Source organism: Necropsobacter rosorum, assembly GCF_964241405.1.
GTDB lineage: Bacteria > Pseudomonadota > Gammaproteobacteria > Enterobacterales > Pasteurellaceae > Necropsobacter > Necropsobacter rosorum.
In genome coordinates this window covers 55,784-74,700 of record NZ_CAXSXF010000006.1, presented here as the reverse complement: position 1 = coordinate 74,700, position 18,917 = coordinate 55,784, and the positions used below count along the sequence as shown (strand labels likewise).

Sequence of the window (18,917 nt, the reverse complement as noted above, 5' to 3'; positions counted from 1 at the left end):
TTCCTGTGGCGAATTAAAATACATTTTATACTAAGCTAGGGCGCGAATCGCTGCAATCACTTTGCGGTTTTCCGCTTCGGTCCCGACGGTTATCCGGATACAGTTTGCCAAACCCGGTGCGTTGTGCTGGTCGCGTAAAATAATGCCTTGTTGCCATAAGGCGTTAAATACCTTTTCGCCGTCTTCAAATTTCACTAGCACATAGTTGGATTCGGTGGCAAAAATCTTTTCCACACAGGCCAGCCCGGCAAGTTCGGCAATCAAAGCCGTGCGGTTGGCCAGCACGGTATTTACCCGCACTTTCATTTGGGCAATCCCCTGTTCGCTCAATGCCTGCGCGGCAATATCGGACACCGGAACCGGCAGCGGATAAGGTGCGATCACTTTTTGCAGCACGCCGATAAGCTCGGCGTTGGCTAAAGTGAAACCGCAACGCAATCCCGCCAGCGCAAAGGCTTTGGACAGCGTGCGGATAATGGCTAAATGCGGAAAATGCGCCAGCTCATTAACCAGACTCGCCTGCGGGCAGAACTCAATATAGGCTTCATCCACCACCACAATGGCGCGATTACGGGTCATCTCCAGCAAACGGAGAAGATCCGCGCGGTTTACCACATTTCCCGTCGGATTATTCGGGCTACAGACAAACAGCACTTTCACGCCGTCGAGCTGTTTTTCAATTTCCGCCAGCTCCAGCTGAAAATCCGCGTTTAACGGCACGCGTTTCAACGCAATCCCGCAGGTTTCGGCGCTCACCGCATACATGCCGTAAGTCGGCGGGCAGTACAGCACGCTATCCGTCGATTCGCAAAAGGCACGGATAATCAGCTCGATACTTTCATCCCCGCCGCGGGTTACGATCACATTTTCCGGCTGCACACCGGCATAGGCCGCATAACCTTTGACCACTGCGGCAGGCTGCGGATCGGGATAGCGGTTAAACAGGCGCGCGGTTAAATCGAAATCCGGCGAAACCGGATATTCGTTGGCATTCAGCCACACATCGCCGTGGCCGCCCAAGCGGCGTGCGGATTGATAAGGCGTCAGCGCCTGAACGTTTTTTCTGCTAAGTTGTGAGATGATCATGTTGTGTTTTCCTTAAATTAGGCTTGCGTATCTTTTAATAAAATGAAATGTTGGATCAGTTTAATCATTAACTCTTTCTGCGCCGGCAGGCTTTCCGCCACCAATAATGCCAGCGCCACCAAGGTATTGTCATTAATCAGTTGCTCTACCGGCTTTGCCAACAGGGGCTGATTCAAGCGTAAATACCAAAGAAACAAAAACGAACCGGTGCGTTTGTTACCGTCCGCCAGCGGGTGATTTTTAATCACGAAATAGAGCAAATGGGCGGCGCGGCTTGCCACATTCGGATAAAACAGCTCATCACCGAATCCTTGTTCAATTGTGGCGATCGCCGATGCCAGACCGTCACTGCGCAGCTGCCCGAAAAGTTCGGTCGCTTCGCCTTTTGCCACTAATGCCTGTTTTAATTGCGCGATGGCTCGCTGCGCTTCGTCAAAGGACAACGCTTTCATTTGCGGCTGTTTCAGGCGGATTGCCGACAGGTTTTGTTCATCATAGGCCTGCAGCAAACTCCAGGTACGCGCATAGTCCTGTACCACATTAATCACCGCTTGTCCGTCCTGATTGACCAAAGCCTGATTGGTTAGCGTACGGCTCAGCAGCATCACTGCCTGACTGAATTCCACGCCTTTTTGCTGTAAACGACGCTCATTAACGGCATAACCTTGCACCAGATAGTCTTTTAAGCGTACGGTCGCCCAAATACGAAATTGAGTTGCGGCAGTCGATTTTACGCGATAACCAACGGAAATTATGGCATCTAAGTTATAATGTTTGAGTTGACGAGTCACATTACGCTTACCTTCCCGACGAACTACCGAGAAATCCTCGGTAGTTGTCATTTCATTCAATTCACCTTCTGCAAAAATATTTTTTAAGTGAAGGCTAATATTGTCCGTACTGGTTGCAAATACTTTTGCCATTTGCGCCTGTGAAAGCCATACGGTGTCCTGTTCAAAGCGCACTTCAACCTGCGTTTGTCCGTCTTGGGTTTGGTAAATTTCGATCGGATTATTCATGATTTCCGCCTGAGTTAACTAAACGGTTAAAAATCGCTATTTGATTTTCGCCAGCCGGATACTTACCGCCTGTTTATGGGCATCCAGCTGCTCGGCGCTTGCCATAAGTTCAACGGTATTCGCCAGCGCTTTAAAGCCCTGCGGACTGAGTTCCTGCACGGTCATGCGCTTGCTGAAATCCGCCAGACCTAAGCTGGAATAGGTGCGCGTATAACCGTAAGTCGGCAGCACATGATTGGTGCCGCTGGCGTAATCGCCCATACTTTCCGGCGAATAGGCGCCTAAGAAAATCGATCCGGCATTGTCCAGCGCGGGCAGTAAATCGCGGGGTTGCCGGGTTTGCACGATTAAATGCTCCGGCGCGTATGCATTGCTGATTGCCACACATTGCGCCAAATCCTCGGCGATAATGATTCGGCTGTGCGCCAATGCTTTGCGCGCGATTTCCGCCCGCGGCAGGGCGGCGAGTTGCTGCGCCACACAAAGTGCGGTCTGTTTTGCCAGCGTTTTGCACGGTGTCAGCAAAATCACCTGCGAATCCGCGCCGTGTTCCGCCTGCGACAACAAATCGGAGGCCACAAAATCGGGATCGGCCTGTTCATCGGCAATCACCAGCACTTCCGACGGCCCCGCCGGCATATCGATATTCGCACCGTCAATTAGCTGGCTGACCTGATGTTTGGCTTCCGTCACAAAGGCATTGCCCGGGCCGAAAATTTTATCCACTTTGGCCACACTCTGCGTGCCGAATGCCATTGCGGCGATCGCCTGTGCGCCGCCGATGGCATAAACGGTTTCCACGCCGCAAAGATTGGCGGCATACAGAATTTCGTCTGCAATCGGCGGCGGCGTACAGAGCACGATTTTTTTGCAGCCGGCAATCTTTGCCGGAATCGCCAGCATCAATACCGTGGAAAATAACGGTGCCGAACCGCCGGGAATATACAAACCGACCTGGTTTATCGGTCGGGTGAGCACCTGACAGCGTACGCCCGGCTGCGTTTCCACATCGACCGGTTGGGGTTCTTGCGCCTGGTGAAAAGCGGTAATATTACGTTTGGCATTTTCAATCGCCTGTTTCAGCGCGGCGGGAAGGCGGGCGGCGGCCTGTTCAATCTGCTGCTGTGTTACAGTCAGGCTGTCGAGCGTAATGTTATCGAATTTTTTCGTTAATTCAAACAGGGCATTGTCCCCGGCGGTTTTAACCGAATTAATGATATTTTCCACCGCACTTTTAATCTCCGCCGAGGCGGAAATTGCCGGGCGGGTCAGGGCTTGTTGTCGTTCACTTGCGCTGAGGTCGCGCCAGATCAGTGTTTGCATATTTTTTTCCTTTATAAAGCGAGAGTTATATTGTGTCTTGCACTAGGTTTATCATTCCATCATTTTTTCGATCGGCAATACCAGAATCGAACTGGCGCCCGCCTCTTTTAAACGTTCCATCGTCTCCCAGAACAGATTTTCCTGACTGACCACATGCATCGCGACCCGGGCATTATCATGCGCCAGCGGAATAATGGTCGGGTTTTCCACCCCCGGCAACAGCGCGGTAATTTGCTCCAGTTTATCTTTCGGCGCATGCAGCATAATATATTTGGATTCGCGCGCCTGAGAAACGCCCTGAATACGGGTCAGCAACCGATTTACCAGATCTTGTTTATCCGCGCTTAACAGTTCCGCCCGCTGAATCAGGCAGGCTTTCGAACGATAAATCACTTCCACTTCTTTCAGGCCGTTAGCCTCAAGCGTGGCGCCGGACGAAACCAGATCACAAATCGCATCGGCAAGGCCGGCACTTGGCGCCACTTCCACCGAGCCGTTCAGCAGCGTACTTTTAAACGGGACATTCTGGGCTTTCATGTAGCGTTTGAGTAAATTCGGGTAGGAGGTGGCAATCCGCGCATCGGCGAAATCCTGCACGTTGTTGTAATGATGATCTCGATCCACGGCCAGCGATAAACGACAAGCGCCGAAATCCAACTGGCGCAGCTTTTTATAAGTGACGCTTTCCCCCGCCGCAATGCGTCCCAGTTCTTCCTCTTCCAGCACATTTTCACCGATGATGCCGAGATCGACCACGCCGTCAAAAATCAACCCCGGAATATCATCATCGCGCACGCGCAGGATTTCAATCGGCATATTTTCCGAATAGGCGATCAGGCGCTGTTCGTTCCAGTTGATTCTCACCCCGCACTGACTGAGCAGTTCGCTGCAATCTTTACTTAAACGCCCTTTTTTTTGCAGTGCGATTCTTAACCGTTTGTTGTCTGACATATTTTTTCCTTGTATTTAACTTTAATGATAAAAAAACCTCTCGAAAGTTGTCTTCCGAGAGGTTTAAATCGCTTTCTACTGCACTGACTCGGAAGACTTATCTTCCAAGCACCACAACACGCCTGAAAGATTAATCAGGGGAATGATGGTGATGATGAGAAGTGCGGTTGAAATTCATGTTGTTTGCTCCAAAATTGCTTGACATTTAATCTACTCGGAAAATTGTTGCCAAGCAAGGCTTTTTTTAAACTTTTTTCGCTTTCACAAAAAATAATACCGGACGATGGCGTAAATCTTTAAATTCCGCCTGCCACGCCGGCTGCTCCGCCAGCATCGGTTCTTCAATCCGCTCTATGCAAAAGCCCGCCTCAATCAGATTGTTGATGATCGTCGCGACGGTGCGGTGATAGGTTTTAAACGGTTGTTTGAACCAGTTGCGCGCACGCTCGCCTTCCTCGCGGTAATAATTCAGCCGATAGGCAATCTGTTGTTTATGCTCATCTTTTTCCCACCGTTCGCCGCCGCGATAACAGGTGACGATCGGATGTTCCTGAGAAAACACCAGCTTGCCGCCCGCCTTGAGTTTGGCATGAATATCACGCAGCAGGGCGGGGAAATCGGCAACATAATGAAAGGCGAACGAGCTGGTGACCAGATCAAAATCCGCCGGCGGCAATGCAGCAAGCTTTTCCATCGGCAGCTGGTATAACGCAAAGTGCGGTCGGTTTTGCGGCTGTTTTTCCAGTGCAAGGCGCGCCTGTTTCAGCATGGATTGCGATAAATCGACGCCCACCGCCAATGCCGCACCGCGCTGTAAATAAAGCTGCAAATGTTCGCCTGTGCCACAGCCCAGATCCAGCAGCGTTTTGCCGTGCAAATCCGGCAGTAACGCCAGCATGGTCGGTTTTTCAACGAGGTTATTTACGCTGTGCGGATTGCGCCGCAATGTCTGGTAACGGGCAAAAAAATCCTCCTGATCATAAACCGATTGCGGTATATCGTTCATGGCGCGCCTTATCCCGTGAACACCGGCAGCCAGCCGAACTGCATCGCCAATTGTGCGAAAATGTTCAGTACGCCGAACAGAATAATGAAATAAATCATCATATTACCGCCATAAACCGTATAACTGCGCTGCGGAAATTTCTGTCGGCAGGCTTTTGCCAGCAACGCCGGCACAATTGCCGCCCAAATGGTCGCCGCCAGTCCGGCATAACCGATCGCCAGCACAAAACCGTAAGGGAATAGCAGGCTGAGAATCAGCGGCGGCAAGAAGGTCAGCAATGCGGTTTTCGTTCTGCCTGAGGCGCTGTCGTCCAGTTTAAACAAATCGGCAATATAATCGAATAGCCCGAGAGTCACCCCAAGAAATGAGCTGGCGATGGCCATATAAGCAAAAAAGCGCAGTACCAGCCCCAGATAATCCGTTTGTACATAGTCGCTCAGCGCATCCAGCAATACGGCGATATCGCCGCCTTTTTCGATCACCGGTGCGAATTGGTTACGCGGCAGATTGCCCTGAATCGCCAGCTGCCACAGGATATAAATGACTAACGCAATCAGCGTGCCGACAAACACCGATTTCATCACCTGACCGGCGTCACGCCGATAATATTTCACCAGACTCGGCACGTTTTGGTGAAAACCGAAAGACACCAGACATACCGGCAGCGCAACCAGCACATAAGGCAAATACTGCTGTTCGCCCGGCGCCATGCTGTCAAACAGCACTTCGGTTTTCACCGAGGGAATCAGGCCGGCAATGGACAACACAAATGCGATCACCATTCCGCCGATCAGCAGCGTACTTAACCGGTCCACCGCTTTGGTGGACAGCCACACAAACAGCGCCAGAATAATACAGAAAATCAGCGAGCCGAAAGTACGCCCGATTTGCACCGCACTTTGTTCGGTACTCAGCAGCTGATTCAGAAAACTTTCGGTAATGCCGCCGCCCGACGTGATGTAGGCATAGGTCAGAATATACAGCACGAACGCCACCGATAACCCGTTAATCAGATTCCAGCCCTTGCCGAGCAAATCTTTCACGATGGTGTCGAAACTGGCGCCGGTGGGATAATGCAGATTGGCTTCCAGCAGCATCAGCCCGGAGGTGGTCATACAAAACCAAGTATAAATCAAGACGATAATCGAACCGACGAACCACACGCCGGCGGTCGAAGTCGGATTAGCCAGCATACCCGCACCGATGGTGCCGCCCGCGATAATCATAGCGCCGCCGAACAGCGACGGAATTTTTTGATTTGACATAGATTATTTTCCATTTAGAGCCTGAATAAAGTTGAACTATTATAATAGTACAAAATAAAAAAACAACGGCATTCGGCGCAAAATTCCGCGTCCGGCGGATTTTTCCCCGTGGGCGATGGCGTAACTCGACAAATCCCGCCGAATAAAGCTATAATTGAGCCGTTTTATTCACACCTAACTTTTAAGAAGGAATACAAAATGGGTTTAGAAAACGTACCGGCAGGCAAAGCGTTACCGGATGATATTTATGTGGTAATCGAAATCCCGGCCAACTCGGATCCGATTAAATACGAAGTCGATAAAGAAACCGGCACCCTATTCGTTGACCGTTTTATGGCGACCGCCATGTTTTATCCGGCAAACTACGGTTATGTGAATCATACGCTGTCTTCCGACGGCGATCCAGTGGACGTGCTGGTGCCGACACCTTATCCGTTGCAGCCGGGTTCGGTAATTCGCTGCCGTCCGGTCGGCGTATTGAAAATGACCGACGAATCCGGCGGTGATGCGAAAGTGGTTGCCGTACCGCACAGCAAATTAAGCAAAGAATACGATCACATTAAAGATGTTAACGATTTACCGACCTTATTAAAAGCGCAGATTCAGCACTTCTTCGAAAATTATAAAGCGCTGGAAGCCGGTAAATGGGTGAAAGTCGAAGGCTGGGGCGATGTCAACGAAGCCCGTCAGGAAATTCTGGATTCTTTCGAACGCGCTAAAAAATAAACCTGTGATTAACATACCGTTCTGTACAGGGCGGTATTTTTTTATCCGAATCAGCGAAAGACACGAACAAGGGAACAATAATGCGCAATACAGTAACAACATTGGCTTCCGTCTCATTACTTGCACTGCTGCTGGGTGCCTGCGTCGATTCCGCCAGCCTCAACCAACAGGCGGCTTTAAGTTATACCAAAACCGTCAATCAGGCGAAAACGCAGGGGATCGTCGATACCAGCTCGCCGACGGCAAAACGCATCCACAAGGTGTTTAACACCATACGCCCTTATGCGGATAAAGAAAACCAAACCGGGCAGGTGTTTAACTGGCAGCTGACCGTAATTAAATCCAAAGAACTCAATGCGTGGGCGATGCCGGGCGGCAAAATGGCGTTTTATACCGGACTGGTGGATAATCTGAAACTGAACGATGATGAAATTGCCACCGTGATGGCGCACGAAATGGCGCATTCGCTAAAAGAACACGGCAGAAAACAGGCGAATATGGGGCAGTTTACCAACGTTCTGGCGCAGGTTGCGCACGTCGCGCTGTCCACTCAAATCGGCACCGACGGCAGTGCCATGGTAGTCGGGCTGACCAAAGACTGGGCGCTGGATAAACCTTACTCGCGCAGTGCAGAAACCGAAGCCGATGAGGTGGGATTATTTTTAATGGCTAAAGCCGGTTACAATCCGCAGGCTGCCCCCAAATTGTGGGATAAAATGCAAAAAGCCTCTTCCGGCTCAAAAAGCGTATTGGCGGCGTTATCCTCAACTCACCCGAGCGATGCGGACAGACAGGCCAATCTGCTGCGTTTAATGCCGGAGGCCACCGCGGTTTATAACGCGCGCAACTGATTTTTTGCCTAGCGGTGAAAAGCAAAGTGCGGTCGGTTTTTGAAACATTTTTATAACCGACCGCACTTTCTTTTATGTCTTTATGATTTACTGTAATTTAAAGCTAATCGGCACCGACAGCGAGGCGCTCATGCCCGCAGGACGCGGACCGATGGAACGGGCGCTCTGCACGGCGGCCATGGCGGCTTTATCCAGATCATCACTGCCTGATGACTTGCTCATGCCCACCTGACTTAACGAACCGTCCGCTCCGATACTGAAGTTTACTGTCACAATACCTTGTTTACGCATCATTTTCGCCCGCTGCGGATAACGTTTATGCCGTTCGATTTCACGACGTAATGCCGTACGGTAAGCGCTCAGCTCATCGGCACTGGCACCGCTGCCGACTAAATTCGGGTTATTGGTCGTCACCGCGCCCGGCCCCGTTGCCAGCGAATTGACTTTCGCCTCGGAATTGACGTTACGATCGCCTTTCGGCAAATCTTTTCTGAGCGGCTCTTTCGGTTTGTTTTTCGGTTTCTCTTTCGGCTTTGGTTTCGGTTTTTCTTTTTTCTGTTCCGGCTCTTTCGGTTTTTCCGGCTTCGGAGGATCCGGTTTCAGTGTCGGATCGGCCACCGTCTCTTTGACCACCGGTTCAGGTTCCGCCGCCGGCGCCGGTGTCGGTTCGGGCTCTTCCTCCACCATGCCCATGATCATTTCCATGGAAATATTGGTATCCACCAGCTGAGCCATATGTCCGTTGGCGCTGTCGTCCTGTTTTACCGCATACCACACGGCGCCGATCAGGGCGGAATGGAACAGTAAAGACAGGAAAAACCCCAGCCAGGAATGATGTTTCGTTGCCATTTACTCGCCTTTTTCCTTCATGGTGACAATGGCGACATTTTTAATCTCGTTTTTCGCCATTAAATCCGTCAGCGTCACAAAATCCTGAAAGGTTGATTTGGCATCCACTTTTAACGTCACTTTCTGCTCTTTCGGCCAGCCGGCAATTTCTTTTTCGAGTTCCGGCAACGAAATCGGTTTATCGTTAAAGTAAATGTCGCCGTGTTCCGTTACGGTCAGCAGTTTGGCCAAATCATCGGATTTAAACGCCACGGTACTGCTCGCTTTCGGTACATTGACCTGAATTTTGCCCTGCGAAATAAAAGACGCGGTAATCAATACGATCGCCAGCAGCACCAACATAATGTCGATGAAAGGGATAATATTGATTTCATCAAATTTTTTCACGTTACGCCCCTACATTTTTCTGACCGTTCAAGGCTTTCCATTTCAAACGGTTCACTTCAACTTTACGCAACAAGCCGTTATAAAACACCATGGAAGGAATCGCCACCAGAATACCGACCGCGGTGGCTTTCAGCGCCAGCGACAAATTCAGCATAATCGCCGCGGCGTCAATATCTCCGCCGGAATTACCCAGTTCATAAAAAGTCAGTAAGATCCCGATTACCGTACCGAGCAGCCCCACATAAGGCGCATTGGATCCGATCGTTGAAATGATGGTCAGATTGCGGTTTAAATCAATATCCAGTTCGTGAATGTTGGTATAACTGGCCACTTTGACCCGGCTTAAAAAAATAAAGCGTTCGATCACGAACCATAACATCAGAAAACTCATCAGACCCAATAATCCGAGAATAATGTAATCGACATAGCTTTGTAAAAATGCAAATAATTGCGGCATTTGATATATCCTTTCAAAGATGACTTGTAGGTAAGATTAGAATAATTTTCGTAGCATTAATCGCTATTGAGAATTAATCTCAATTAGATTCAGGATTGTAGCAAATTTGCTATAAGAGGTCAAAAACTAGTTAATGAAAAAGAGCGGTATTTTTTACCGCTCTTTAGGAAAGGAAAATCAGAATTTATACGATACGGATAATTTATAATTGCGACCCGGATCAAGATCCGCCGAGCTGTAATATTGCGTACTCTGATCCTTATACGCTTTATTAAAGACATTGTCGATTCCGGCGGTCAGCTCCAACCCTTTGACTTGTTCCGGCGCCCAGGTCACATAAACATTGCTGACGGAATAACTCTCTTTATATAAATATCCCGGTCTGATCGGCGTCCCACGTCCGCCAAGCTGAGTGAACATATTCAGGCCTCTCACCCACATCGTATTCCAGCCTAACTCAACCTGCGCAGTCGGAATATATTGGCTGATCCCTAATGTGTAGCGATCACCGGTATCCGGAAACGCCGCATAATGATCAGCTTTTTGTTTACTGCGCGCTCTGGCGTAACTGACATGGAAACTGGTATTGTCAATACGATATTTCGCAGCGGTCTCAACCCCTTTCAATACCACTTCTCCGACACTCTGATAACCGCTGAAACCGCCTTGATCGGTATTTTTATTCAGATTGTCGTAATTGGTATGGAAATACTTCGCCGTAATGGAAAAACCGTCATTCGCCGTTAATACGTTATCTTTTGCAAAATTAAAACCGGCTTCTTTATTGTCGCCTCTGATTGCCTCCAGTGTCGGCGAATACGCACGCGTACCGCGTAAATAAATTTCACCGGCATCAGGCCCTTTAAACAGTTCCGTGTAATTGGCAAACAGTACCAAATCATCCGTCAAACTGTATTTCAAGCCCAGCGCTTTAGACCAGCGATGATAGGTTTTATCAAAATCAGTGGCTAAATCCGCTTTATAATGATCATAACGAATCCCCGGAATAATCAGCAAATCGCCCAATGCAATGGTATCTTCAAGATAAACGGAAGCACTGTCTGTTTTTGCGGTATAACTATTAATGGCAGAACCCAGCGCCAGCGCTTTGGTGGAATAATATTCACCGCCAAACAGCACGGCATGATGCGTGATACCAAGATCAAATTCTGCGGTATTAGATAATGTTCCGCCAACCGTTCTGACTTTACTCTGCGGCGCTCCCATTGAGGACATTTCGGTTTCCGTATTATACAAATTCGCCTTCAGGTTCACCCAGCCATTTTCACTCGGATTATAAGCATAACCCAAATTATACGTTTTACGGGTTAAACCGGCATAAGCCTTGCTATGATTATCTGCTCTGTATCCCGGTTGTCCCTCTTGCGGTACATCACCTAAACAGCTGCCGAAATTCGCCCGGAAACAACTTAATGCGGTGTTTGTATAGCGTTCAGCCGATAATTTAATCCATTGATCTTTATCAATATTATATTTCGCTTTAAATAAATAATTCTGCAAATGACCTTTATTGGCGTTTTCCAGCCCGTTACCGTCTTTGCCGTTTTCCTGATGGCGATAATTGAAATACCCTAATAAATCCAGACCACCACTACGACCATATAGCGTTGCCATACCCTGCTGGGAATTGCCGTTCGAGCCGTAGGCATATTTCAGTTTCGCTCCGACATTGCGGCCTTCTTCCAGTAAATCCGCCGCATCGACGGTTTCAAATTTAATTGAACCGCCGAGCGATCCGGCACCGGTTGCGACCGAGTTGGAACCGACATCAATATCAACGCGTTTTAGAATTTCCGGATCAATACCGTAGTTACCCGCATGGTGGAACGCATAACCGTTTTGCCGCGCTCCATCCACTGTGACGGTTAAATATTCTTCGCTGACACCGCGAATGTTATAACGCTCTACTACAGAACGCGCACCGTTCACATTAACGCCCGGCACACCGCGCAGCACATCGGACATTTTCGTTGCCTGACGGACTTTCACCACGCCTTTAGCAGCAACATTCTGCACCTGCGGCGAGAAATTATCACTGACCACATCAATGGTATCCAACGCATCCGTATTGGCCTGTTCCGCCTGCACCGCCGTTGCGACAAATGTAGCTAATGGTAATAATACAAAGTGTGTTTTTTTCATGATCCTTCCTATAAATAACTACCTCAACAAAAACAGGAACAATTATCATTTATGCATCGTTTTATTGTCAAGGCTAACAGGAAAAGAAAATTATTTTTTTTCGTAATCTAAGACCGGGCGTGATTACCCATAAAAAAAGCGAGGATAACGGCTCCTCGCTTTTTATGCTGTTCAGCAATCACGCTATTGTGCAGGTTCCGCACGGGCTATTTTTTCCACTTTGGCCTGTTTTACCATATTCTCCGCTACTTCCAGAATCGTGATGCGTAGCCCGTCGATTTCGCACACCTCGCCGACATCGGGAATTTCTTCCAGATGTTCCAGAATCAGGCCGTTAAACGTGCGCGCATCTTCCGTATCCAGGTGCCAGTCAAACAGCTTATTTAAATCACGGATATTGGCGGAGCCTTCGATAATCATCGAGCCGTCCGACTGCTGGGTCACTTCTTTGTCAATGGAAGGTGCGGTGGAAGTGGTAAACTCACCGACAATTTCCTCCAGAATATCTTCCAGCGTCACCAGCCCTTTAATATCCCCGTATTCGTCCACTACCAGACCGACGCGCTCTTTTTTATTACGGAAATTCAGCAACTGCGCATTCAGCGGCGTGCCTTCCGGAATAAAATAGGCCTCGTCCACGGCGCGAATCAGGGTTTCTTTGGTGAATTCATTTTTATCCATCATCAGCCGGTAGGCTTCGCGCACCCGCAAAATCCCCAGAATATTTTCATCCATACTTTCTTTATACAGCACCACTTTACTGTGCGCCGCGTGATTGAGCTGACGCATAATCGCTTTCCAGTCGTCTTCAATATCGATCCCGCCGATATCATTACGCGGCACCATAATGTCATCAACGGTGACTTTTTCCAGATCCAGAATGGAAAGCAGCATATCGTGGTGGGCGGACGGAATAAATTTACCCGACTGATTGACAATCGCGCGCAGCTCTTCCGTACTCAGCGAATTGGCGCGCACCTCGCTTTTCACCCGGAACAGCTTCATCAGCCCGCGGATAATCAGGTTCATCAAATACACGATCGGGCTGAAAAGTTTAAGCAGGATGGTCAACAAATGGCTGGAAATAAACGCAATCCGTTCAGGATAAAGAGCGGCAATGGTTTTCGGGAAAATTTCGGAAAACACCAGCATCACGAATGTCAGCACGCCGGTGGCAATCGCCACCCCCACATCGCCGTACAGCCGCATGCCGATAATCGTCGCAATGGCCGAGGCGGAAATATTCACCAGATTATTACAGATTAAAATCAGACTGAGCAGAATATCGGTTTTTTTCAGCAATTTCTCCGCTTTTTGTGCGCCTTTATACCCTTTTTCGGCCAGCACGCGCATCCGATAGCGGTTGGCCGACAGCAGCCCGGTTTCCGATCCGGAAAAATAGGCGGACAAAATAAGCAAGATAACTAACGTGATAAACAGACTGCTAAGGGGGATGCTATCCAAAATAAAACGATCCTTATGTTGGTTAAACGTAAAAGTGCGGTAATTCTGACCGCACTTTTTGAAAATCAGAGTTCAAACATGACGCGACTGCCGAAATACGCCACAGTCAGCAGAATCATACCTGAAATCGTATAAATTATCATCCTTTTTCCGCGCCAGTGCAGCTTCCAGTGACCAAGCAGCGACAGCCCGAACACCACCCACGCCAGAAAGGAAAATATCGCTTTTTGAATATTCTGCGCGGCAAAAAAATCCGCCAGATAAAACGCGCCGGAAATCAGCGTTAAGGTCAGCAGCAGTTCGCCGCTGAACATTAAACGGAAAAAATGCCGCTCCACCGTCATCAGCGGTGGGATAATCGGCGAGAGAGGCAGGGTTTTGTTTTTCAGATTGCGATCCAGCCAGAACAATTGAATGGCATATAACGCGGCAATAAAACAGACCGCATAGGCAAACAGCGCCAGCGCAATATGGATCAATAAACCGATATTCTGAATCAAATGCTGAATCACGGTAGGCGGCAAAAATGCCTGTAAAATCAGATTGATCATGGAAAAGCAATAGACAATCGGCAATAAAAACCACAGCGTGTTGACGCGCAGTAGCATCGCGGCGGTGGCTAAGGCGGCAATCATCGCACTGATCAGCGAGCTGATTTCAATCAGGGTGAAATTCTGTCCCGCCAGCAAACGTTGAAAAAAGGCGGATAAGCCGACGAAATGAAAAACAATGGCCAAAAGTGCGGTCAGAAAAAACAGCGTTTTATTGGCTTTTCCCGACTGACGCGGTTCGCCGCTCTGCGCGTTCAGCAGCAACGGCGTGATCAACAGAATACTGATTAAATACAGTAACATCGAAATCATTGCAAACCACATGACATTGATCCTTTAAACTAGCAAACACGGTTTTATTCTAGCTTTGGCGCCGCAAAATCGCTATAAATTTCTTGCAAATGATGAAAATCGGCCAGATTTCAGTATAATTGGGAAAATTTTTTCATAAGAACTGATTAGGAAAACGCATGTTTGAAAACTTATCGGATCGCCTGTCCAAAACCTTACGCAATATTACCGGAAAAGGCCGTTTAACCGAAGATAACATCAAAGACACGCTGCGCGAAGTGCGCATGGCGCTGCTGGAAGCCGATGTCGCGCTACCGGTGGTGCGCGAATTTATCAGCAACGTGAAAGATCGCGCCATCGGCGAAGAAGTCAATAAAAGCCTGACGCCCGGTCAGGAATTTCTCAAAATCGTGCAATCCGAGCTGGAAGCGGCAATGGGCGAGGCGAACGAAAGCCTGAATCTCGCCGCACAGCCGCCGGCGGTGATTTTAATGGCCGGTCTGCAAGGGGCGGGGAAAACCACCAGCGTGGGAAAACTGGCGAAATTCCTGCGCGAACGGCAAAAGAAAAAAGTGCTGGTGGTTTCCGCCGACGTTTACCGCCCGGCGGCGATCAAACAGCTGGAAACGCTGGCGCAGGCAGTCGGCGCCGATTGTTTTCCGTCCAGCACACAGCAAAAACCGGTGGCCATCGTACAGGCTGCGCTGGCTGAGGCAAAATTAAAATTTTACGATGTGTTAATCGTGGATACCGCCGGCCGCCTGCATGTGGACGGCGAAATGATGGAAGAAATCAAACAAATTCACGCCGCACTTAATCCGGTCGAAACGCTGTTTACCGTGGATGCGATGACCGGTCAGGATGCCGCCAACACCGCCAAAGCTTTCAACGAAGCCTTGCCGCTGACCGGTGTGATTCTGACCAAAGTGGACGGCGATGCCCGCGGCGGCGCGGCGCTGTCTATCCGCCAGATTACCGGCAAACCGATTAAATTTTTAGGGGTCGGTGAAAAAACCGACGCGCTGGAACCGTTCCACCCGGATCGCGTCGCCTCCCGCATTCTCGGTATGGGCGATGTGCTGTCGCTGATCGAAGATCTACAGCGCTCAGTAGATCAGGAAAAAGCGGAAAAAATGGCGAAAAAATTCAAGAAAGGGGATAATTTCACCCTGGAAGATTTCCGCGAGCAACTGATCGAAATGAAAAAAATGGGCGGCATGATGAGCATGCTGGAAAAACTGCCGGGCGCGAAAAATCTGCCGGCGCATGTCAAAAATCAGGTTGACGATAAAATGTTCAATAAAATGGAAGCCATGATTAATTCCATGACCCTGAAAGAACGCGCTCATCCCGACATTATTAAAGGCTCGCGCCGGCGCCGTATCGCACAGGGTTCGGGTACGCAGGTACAGGATGTTAACAAACTGCTCAAACAGTTTGACGAAATGCAGCGCATGATGAAAAAAATGCGCAAAGGCGGCATGGCGAAAATGATGCGCGGCATGCAAGGCATGATGGGTGGCATGGGCGGTTTAGGCGGCCTCGGCGGTATGTTCAAGCGGTAATCTTTCCACAAAGTGCGGTAAAATTTACCGCACTTTTTTAGATAAAAACACCATGATAGACATTTCACATCTGGATCATTTAGTCCTGACGGTGGCAGACAGCCAGCGCAGCATTGATTTTTATACCCGCGTGTTAGGGTTTAAGGCAGTCACGTTCGGCGATAATCGCAAAGCGTTGGTGTTCGGACAACAAAAAATCAATCTGCATGTTAAAGGCCAAAGCATCGCTCCCCACGCGCAAAACCCGGTTTGCGGCAGTGCGGATCTGTGTTTTATCGCCCGAACCGCGCTGGAGCAGGTTATCGCCCATTTACGCCATCAGGGCGTGAAGATAGAAAGCGATATTGTCGAGCGCACCGGCGCACAGGGGAAAATCCGTTCCATTTACCTGCGCGATCCGGATCAGAATCTGATTGAAATCAGTAATTATCTATAATAACCGACACGCGCTGCCTAAAAGCAGCGCGTGGTTTGATTATTCTTCGCCTTTTTCCACCGCACTTTTAATGGTCAGGCCGATTTCGGTTGAGATCATATGCGCCAGAATGGTGCTGAGTTCGCCCAGTTTTTCAATATCGGCATGATTGTCTTCGCTAAAATATCCGCTTTGTTTTAAACTGGCGATAAATGCCGAGAATACCGCTTTATCGAAAAACTCCGGCGCATTAATACCATGCAGCACCGACAAACGCTGCGCCACGGACTGACTTTCTTTTTCCAGCACCGCGCGCAAAATCGCCGGATCTTTTTGCAAAATGCTGACGGTAATGTAATAGCGCTGCAAAATCTCACGCACCCCGGCAGACCATAGCTGCAAAGTGCGCACATGCGGCTTGTTGATTGCCAACATGTTTTCGTTGCATTTAATAATTTCCTGACGTTGCAGTTCGGCAACAATTTTTTCTATCCGCGCTTGCAGTTCTTCCGGCGGAAAATGCAAAAACAGCTCGCCTTTCAGGAACGGATAAATTTTACTGACCGCCTCCAGCAACAACGATTTCTGAATCGCTTCATAATGCAGTACCACGCTGGCTACCAGCGACGGTAACACAAATAAATGCTGAATATTATTGCGGTAATAGGTCATCAGCACCGCATAGTTGCGCTCCAGACGGATAATTTCGCCGAAGCTGTCTTTTTCCACCAGTACGCCGACGCGATCCAGCCCCAGCACATGTTCCAGCATCGCCTGCGGCGTTTCCGTCGGAATAATTATATCGTCGGAATAAGGCACGTTTTGCAAAAACTGCTGATAGCTTGCCAGCTGTTCCAATAATTGCTCGCGCGATAACGCTCGCTGACGGGAAGACAATAACGCCGTGCCGGTTAAATTCATCGCATTGACCGCCGCCGCTTTGTTAATATTCACCATCACCTGCTGCGATACCGAATCCACCGCTTTACTGAACCAAAGCGAACGTTCTTCATCGCTATTGTCTTTCCATTGCGGAAAATGCTGATTTAAATAGTTGCTCAGCACAATGGGTTCGCCGAAATTCACATAACCTTTGCCCAAATTACGCAGTTTTTTAATCACGCGCAGCACCAAGCCGGCGTTTTCCTTTTCTTTCGCCGCACCGCGCAGCTCTTTGGCATAAGTATCCACTTCCAGCACATGTTCATAGCCCACATACACCGGTACCACGGAAATCGGACGGGTCTGGCGCTGTTGCAGCGCCTGCAAAGTCATGGACATCATACCGGTTTTCGGCGCCAGCAAGCGCCCGGTTCGGGAACGCCCGCCCTCAATAAAATATTCCACCGAATAACCGCGGTGGAACAGTTCCGCCAGATATTCACGGAAAATCGTAGAATACAGACGATTACCTTTAAAAGTGCGGCGAATAAAAAACGCTCCGCCGCGGCGGAACATGCCGCCCACCGGCCAGAAATTCAGATTGATGCCGGCGGCGATATGCGGTGTGACAAGCCCTTGATGATACAGCACATAAGACAATAATAAATAGTCGATATGGCTGCGGTGACAAGGCACATAAACGATTTCATGCCCTTCCAGCGCCAGTTTGCGTACGCGATCCGCATTCTGTACATCAATGCCCTGATACAGTTTATTCCATAACCAGCGCAGAAAACGATCCGCCATGCGCAGCCCTTCATAGCTGACATTGGCGGCGATTTCGTCGAGCATTTTATAGGCTTCTTTTTCGGCTTTATCGCGGCTGATTTTTTTGTTTTTAGCCTCGTCTTCAATGGCGTCTAAAATGGTCGGCAGCTGCAACAGTTTATTAAACATCGCCTCCCGGTTCGGCAGGCGCGGCCCGGTAGCGGAAATCCGTTGTTTGGAAAAGTGGATCTTCGCCACACGCGCCAGTTTGTTGGCGATTTTTTTATCGGAGCCGTGTTCGTTGACCATGTAGCGTAAAGAGACCGCCTGTGAAAAACGCACGAAAGTATCGCGCCCGAACCAAATTGCCGCCGCCGTTTTCTGAATGCCGTTCAGCAAGCGTAAATTCGGCAAGCCGGATTTATCCTCATGCCCCGGCGAACGCCCCCATAATACCGACCCCGGAATCAGCTGCACGTCAAGCGCTTCACAAGTGCGGTGCAATTCGAGGTATTTATTAAAAATGGTGGTGGTTTCCTGTTTCGCCCCTTTGCTTTTGAAAATCCGGCGTCCTTCGTCCAAAAATACGAAGCGCGGTAATTCGATACCGTTAATGCGATTCTGTTCAAAGGGATCCGGCAGACCGACGCTCAAACAGTTCTGACGGAAAATAACCAAGTCGGTTTGTGAAGTATAAGGCAGCACATAAACAATGGGCTGTGCGGTGTTCAGTTTTAACTCTTCGATGGGATGATGGGGAATCGGGTTGTCTTTCACCAACAAAGACAAAGGTAATTCAAGTAATTTTCTGTATAAATTAAGCACACCGGGCATATAAATTCCATTAATTGATTAACAGGTTGCAAATTTAACGCATTTTAGCATAAAAACAGCATAT

The 18,917-nt window shown here is 49.1% G+C and carries 17 protein-coding genes and 1 other annotated feature; of the genes, 4 read left to right on the top strand and 13 right to left on the bottom strand.

From position 1 onward, the window contains the following. Positions 1-30 precede the first annotated feature (30 nt). The 6 genes from hisC to mtr all read right to left on the bottom strand — a co-directional run bounded on the left by hisC (position 31) and on the right by mtr (position 6,650). Entirely contained in the window at positions 31-1,086 is a 1,056-nt protein-coding gene (gene hisC / locus ACESOH_RS10605; protein WP_373101088.1) for a histidinol-phosphate transaminase, read from the bottom strand. A gap of 17 nt (positions 1,087-1,103) precedes the next feature. Beyond that, entirely contained in the window at positions 1,104-2,105 is a 1,002-nt protein-coding gene (locus ACESOH_RS10600; RefSeq protein ID WP_373101087.1) for a virulence RhuM family protein/type II toxin-antitoxin system death-on-curing family toxin, read from the bottom strand. Positions 2,106-2,141: 36 nt separating this feature from the next. Then, positions 2,142-3,428 carry a histidinol dehydrogenase gene (gene hisD / locus ACESOH_RS10595; protein ID WP_373101085.1) on the bottom strand — a complete coding sequence of 429 codons (1,287 nt, stop codon included), beginning with the start codon at positions 3,426-3,428 and terminating at the stop codon, positions 2,142-2,144. A 51-nt stretch (positions 3,429-3,479) separates the two neighbouring features. Continuing rightward, positions 3,480-4,379 carry an ATP phosphoribosyltransferase gene (gene hisG, locus ACESOH_RS10590; RefSeq protein WP_373101084.1) on the bottom strand — a complete coding sequence of 300 codons (900 nt, stop codon included), beginning with the start codon at positions 4,377-4,379 and terminating at the stop codon, positions 3,480-3,482. Positions 4,380-4,407: 28 nt separating this feature from the next. Continuing rightward, positions 4,408-4,534, bottom strand: a sequence feature (His leader region). Positions 4,535-4,623: 89 nt separating this feature from the next. Next, positions 4,624-5,385 (bottom strand): class I SAM-dependent methyltransferase, encoded by a 762-nt coding sequence (locus ACESOH_RS10585; protein ID WP_373101082.1) that lies wholly within the window; start codon positions 5,383-5,385, stop codon positions 4,624-4,626. 8 nt (positions 5,386-5,393) lie between these two features. Next, on the bottom strand, positions 5,394-6,650 hold the full coding sequence (gene mtr / locus ACESOH_RS10580) for a tryptophan permease (protein ID WP_373101081.1): 1,257 nt from the start codon (positions 6,648-6,650) through the stop codon (positions 5,394-5,396). A gap of 198 nt (positions 6,651-6,848) precedes the next feature. On the opposite strand from mtr, the gene ppa reads away from it, so the two are divergent. Beyond that, positions 6,849-7,376 carry an inorganic diphosphatase gene (ppa, locus tag ACESOH_RS10575; RefSeq protein ID WP_373101080.1) on the top strand — a complete coding sequence of 176 codons (528 nt, stop codon included), beginning with the start codon at positions 6,849-6,851 and terminating at the stop codon, positions 7,374-7,376. A gap of 80 nt (positions 7,377-7,456) precedes the next feature. After that, positions 7,457-8,227: a M48 family metallopeptidase gene (locus tag ACESOH_RS10570; protein WP_373101079.1), complete on the top strand. Its 771-nt coding sequence runs from the start codon at positions 7,457-7,459 to the stop codon at positions 8,225-8,227. An 87-nt stretch (positions 8,228-8,314) separates the two neighbouring features. On the opposite strand, the gene ACESOH_RS10565 is transcribed toward ACESOH_RS10570, so the two are convergent. The 6 genes from ACESOH_RS10565 to ACESOH_RS10540 form a co-directional block, all read right to left on the bottom strand. Beyond that, entirely contained in the window at positions 8,315-9,076 is a 762-nt protein-coding gene (locus ACESOH_RS10565; protein WP_373101078.1) for an energy transducer TonB, read from the bottom strand. Then, positions 9,077-9,463, bottom strand: a complete 387-nt coding sequence (gene exbD, locus ACESOH_RS10560; protein ID WP_373101077.1) for a TonB system transport protein ExbD — start codon at positions 9,461-9,463, stop codon at positions 9,077-9,079. 1 nt (position 9,464) lies between these two features. Next, entirely contained in the window at positions 9,465-9,920 is a 456-nt protein-coding gene (gene exbB, locus ACESOH_RS10555; RefSeq protein ID WP_032092343.1) for a TonB-system energizer ExbB, read from the bottom strand. A gap of 177 nt (positions 9,921-10,097) precedes the next feature. Further along, a complete protein-coding gene (locus ACESOH_RS10550; protein ID WP_032092344.1) occupies positions 10,098-12,083 on the bottom strand; it encodes a TonB-dependent receptor domain-containing protein in 1,986 nt (661 codons plus the stop codon). A 183-nt stretch (positions 12,084-12,266) separates the two neighbouring features. After that, positions 12,267-13,547: an HlyC/CorC family transporter gene (locus ACESOH_RS10545; RefSeq protein ID WP_032092345.1), complete on the bottom strand. Its 1,281-nt coding sequence runs from the start codon at positions 13,545-13,547 to the stop codon at positions 12,267-12,269. A 65-nt stretch (positions 13,548-13,612) separates the two neighbouring features. After that, on the bottom strand, positions 13,613-14,422 hold the full coding sequence (locus ACESOH_RS10540) for a cytochrome C assembly family protein (RefSeq protein ID WP_373101076.1): 810 nt from the start codon (positions 14,420-14,422) through the stop codon (positions 13,613-13,615). Between the two features lie 146 nt (positions 14,423-14,568). Between ACESOH_RS10540 and ffh the strand changes: the two genes are divergently transcribed. Both ffh and ACESOH_RS10530 read left to right on the top strand, forming a co-directional pair. Beyond that, a complete protein-coding gene (gene ffh, locus ACESOH_RS10535) occupies positions 14,569-15,954 on the top strand; it encodes a signal recognition particle protein (protein ID WP_373101075.1) in 1,386 nt (461 codons plus the stop codon). Between the two features lie 52 nt (positions 15,955-16,006). Then, positions 16,007-16,390, top strand: a complete 384-nt coding sequence (locus ACESOH_RS10530; protein ID WP_373101074.1) for a VOC family protein — start codon at positions 16,007-16,009, stop codon at positions 16,388-16,390. Between the two features lie 39 nt (positions 16,391-16,429). Here ACESOH_RS10530 and plsB read toward each other — a convergent pair whose 3' ends face one another. After that, complete coding sequence (gene plsB, locus ACESOH_RS10525) at positions 16,430-18,853, bottom strand: glycerol-3-phosphate 1-O-acyltransferase PlsB (protein ID WP_373101073.1); 2,424 nt, start codon at positions 18,851-18,853, stop codon at positions 16,430-16,432. Between the last annotated feature and the right edge of the window lie 64 nt (positions 18,854-18,917).

What these genes read in the sequence shown, in the direction of transcription:
- hisG (WP_373101084.1), bottom strand. Translation starts at nt 4,379, where the DNA reads ATGTCAGACAACAAACGGTTAAGAATCGCACTGCAAAAAAAAGGGCGT.
- mtr (WP_373101081.1), bottom strand. Translation starts at nt 6,650, where the DNA reads ATGTCAAATCAAAAAATTCCGTCGCTGTTCGGCGGCGCTATGATTATC.
- ACESOH_RS10550 (WP_032092344.1), bottom strand. Translation starts at nt 12,083, where the DNA reads ATGAAAAAAACACACTTTGTATTATTACCATTAGCTACATTTGTCGCA.
- exbB (WP_032092343.1), bottom strand. Translation starts at nt 9,920, where the DNA reads ATGCCGCAATTATTTGCATTTTTACAAAGCTATGTCGATTACATTATT.
- hisC (WP_373101088.1), bottom strand. Translation starts at nt 1,086, where the DNA reads ATGATCATCTCACAACTTAGCAGAAAAAACGTTCAGGCGCTGACGCCT.
- ffh (WP_373101075.1), top strand. Translation starts at nt 14,569, where the DNA reads ATGTTTGAAAACTTATCGGATCGCCTGTCCAAAACCTTACGCAATATT.
- ACESOH_RS10565 (WP_373101078.1), bottom strand. Translation starts at nt 9,076, where the DNA reads ATGGCAACGAAACATCATTCCTGGCTGGGGTTTTTCCTGTCTTTACTG.
- ACESOH_RS10540 (WP_373101076.1), bottom strand. Translation starts at nt 14,422, where the DNA reads ATGTGGTTTGCAATGATTTCGATGTTACTGTATTTAATCAGTATTCTG.
- ACESOH_RS10530 (WP_373101074.1), top strand. Translation starts at nt 16,007, where the DNA reads ATGATAGACATTTCACATCTGGATCATTTAGTCCTGACGGTGGCAGAC.
- ppa (WP_373101080.1), top strand. Translation starts at nt 6,849, where the DNA reads ATGGGTTTAGAAAACGTACCGGCAGGCAAAGCGTTACCGGATGATATT.
- hisD (WP_373101085.1), bottom strand. Translation starts at nt 3,428, where the DNA reads ATGCAAACACTGATCTGGCGCGACCTCAGCGCAAGTGAACGACAACAA.
- ACESOH_RS10570 (WP_373101079.1), top strand. Translation starts at nt 7,457, where the DNA reads ATGCGCAATACAGTAACAACATTGGCTTCCGTCTCATTACTTGCACTG.
- plsB (WP_373101073.1), bottom strand. Translation starts at nt 18,853, where the DNA reads ATGCCCGGTGTGCTTAATTTATACAGAAAATTACTTGAATTACCTTTG.
- ACESOH_RS10600 (WP_373101087.1), bottom strand. Translation starts at nt 2,105, where the DNA reads ATGAATAATCCGATCGAAATTTACCAAACCCAAGACGGACAAACGCAG.
- ACESOH_RS10585 (WP_373101082.1), bottom strand. Translation starts at nt 5,385, where the DNA reads ATGAACGATATACCGCAATCGGTTTATGATCAGGAGGATTTTTTTGCC.